The organism is Xanthobacter sp. BG11Y11_SDJG, assembly GCF_057364445.1.
The window spans coordinates 1-1,267 of the sequence record NZ_JBNFNU010000684.1; the positions used below are offsets into that span (position 1 = coordinate 1).

A 1,267-nucleotide genomic window follows, 5' to 3' on the forward strand; every position below is an offset into this window, starting at 1 on the left:
TCGTTCGCCCCCTCCGCCGCCGATCCGCGCCTTGCCGACCAGGCGGCCCGGTTCGCGGCCGAGCGCTCCGGCCTTGGCGAGCGCCACATGGTGGTGCTGACCGTGACCGACGCCGCCGATCCGCTGCGCCGCCGGCTGGGCGTGACCGGCGAGGGCTTCCGCGTGCTGCTGGTGGGCAAGGACGGCCACGTGGCGGGGCGCTGGAGCGCGCCGGTCGACCCGGACACCCTGTTCGCGCTGATCGACAAGATGCCCATGAGACGCGACGAGATGCGGCGCGGCACGCCCGCCAACTAGAGCCTGATCCTATCAATCTAGGCGAGCTAATCTAGAAGAAGTTTGTGCCAACTCAATGAGTTGGTTCAGCCTGGCCTTCGCGTTCAGGGGCATTCAGGAAGGCTCAGTAGATTGTTGGGGTGATCTCCATCTGACTCGGTCTTGAGGTACTTATTACCGTATCGGCTTGTGGCGACGATCACCGAGACCTTCCCCCTCAAGCCCCCACCAACATAGAAGTCCCACTTATTTTCTTCGATCCCCGCAACTGCATCCGGCTGGGAAAGCTTCCAGCGGCTCCCGTCGGAGTTGACCCCACTGATGAATTGGATTCGGTCCCAAGGGTCGAGACGCGGCGATTTGTTGATGCATGTGATTTGGACGGAGATGGCCATGGGTGCCCCCTGTTTCATTATACTCTCAAAAAGAGTTTATATGAAATTTCTCCCTCAAAAAGTGCATAAGGGCTGACCAGTTGCACGCACGCCGCCCGGCGCGCGGCCGTCCAAGCTCACAGGCTGTAGCGTGTCAGTTCGGGATCGTAGAGCGCCGCGAGCCGGGAGGCGGCCGTATGGGCGAAGCGCAGCATCAGCGCCTTGCGCGTCGCCGCTGGCAAAGGATGCGCCGGCGCCGGGCGCAGCAGCTCGGCGCCGAAGGCGTCGGCCACCAGGAGCCCGGCGTCGTCGGGCAGGATCTCGAGCGGGAAATCGAGCGGCACGGCGAACAGCAGCCGGTCGCAATAGGCGCGGTATTCGGGCCATTTCCCGTCGGTCCGGAAATCGATGACCGACGACTTGATCTCGACGATGGAGATTTCGCCGCGCCCGTCCACCGCGAGGATGTCCGCCCGCCGCCCGGAGATGAGGCAGAATTCGGGGACGCCCACAAGGCCACGCGCCGAAAGGTGGCGCAGCACGCCGCGTTGGACCGCCCGCGAGGTGGGGCGACTGGCGCCCGTCCTCGCGCGGCGCGGGGGCCGCGCCTCCCGGCG

Annotated in this window: 3 protein-coding genes; 1 reads left to right on the forward strand and 2 read right to left on the reverse strand. The window is 65.4% G+C overall.

Going from position 1 to position 1,267, the window contains the following annotated elements; genetic code table 11:
- On the forward strand, positions 1-297 hold a 297-nt coding region (locus AC2W7M_RS25740; protein WP_486135962.1), incomplete at its 5' end, for a DUF4174 domain-containing protein.
- 83 nt (positions 298-380) lie between these two features.
- On the opposite strand, the gene AC2W7M_RS25745 is transcribed toward AC2W7M_RS25740, so the two are convergent.
- A complete protein-coding gene (locus AC2W7M_RS25745; protein ID WP_486135964.1) occupies positions 381-671 on the reverse strand; it encodes a DUF3892 domain-containing protein in 291 nt (96 codons plus the stop codon).
- Positions 672-787: 116 nt separating this feature from the next.
- Positions 788-1,267 (reverse strand): MmcB family DNA repair protein (locus AC2W7M_RS25750; protein WP_486135965.1); only part of this gene is annotated, 480 nt, incomplete at its 5' end.